Below are 707 nucleotides of genomic sequence, written 5' to 3' on the forward strand. Positions count from 1 at the left end.
GCCTTCAGACTGCGTGGGGCTCCGCTGGACGCCGCTCCTCAACACCGAGGCCACAGAAATCGCTTCGCCACACAAGATGTGGACCGTCACTGCCTTGAACCGCGCGAGCTCATACGGCTGCACCGGCAGTGGCTGTAGGGCCGGCGCGTCTAATTCGGTGAACGCGCTGGCGCGGCATCCCGGCAGCTTCTGAAATGGGCGCTCGTTCAAGTTCTTCAGTAGCGGGCGGATCGCGTCGTCCACCGACTGGACCGACTCGAACTGGCGATGACGCAGGCGCGCCATGATCCAACGTTCGACCACCTGAACCGCCACTTCGACCCGATCAGCTGGGGAACGCCGCCGTAGAAGGTCAGCGCGCGGGCGATACCACTCAGCCAGTCCTCCATCGTCTCGGCCGGCGTGGCGCATGCGAATGTATAGCTCGATGCGCCCATGGCGGCCACGAAGATGTGCGCGCGGCGCCCTGTGGTCAACGGCAACGTGGGACCGGCGAAGTCGACGAATAGCTTCTCGCCAGCACGGTGGATCTGCCGCATGGAGCGCTTCAGCCGTTTCGCGAACGCCTTATAGTGCTCGCAGAACTGCGTGTAACGGTAAGTCTTCCGATTCGCGAACTCAGCCTGATATTCCTCTATATGAGCGCCTCCCTTTGCACAAGCATCGATATGCTCACTCCGTGACAGGATGGGTTGCTGCTCTATATC

The 707-nt window shown here is 61.8% G+C and carries 1 protein-coding gene and 1 pseudogene; one reads left to right on the forward strand and one right to left on the reverse strand.

From position 1 onward, the window contains the following. The coding region (locus NCT05_RS37285; protein ID WP_502801811.1) for a hypothetical protein at positions 1-193 on the forward strand (193 nt) is incomplete at its 5' end. A 35-nt stretch (positions 194-228) separates the two neighbouring features. Here the strand turns inward: NCT05_RS37285 and NCT05_RS31760 are convergent. Then, a pseudogene (locus NCT05_RS31760) lies at positions 229-635 on the reverse strand (IS21 family transposase); the annotation flags it as partial. Positions 636-707 lie beyond the last annotated feature (72 nt).

It is taken from the genome of Caballeronia sp. AZ7_KS35 (genome assembly GCF_023631045.1).
Classification (GTDB): domain Bacteria; phylum Pseudomonadota; class Gammaproteobacteria; order Burkholderiales; family Burkholderiaceae; genus Caballeronia; species Caballeronia zhejiangensis.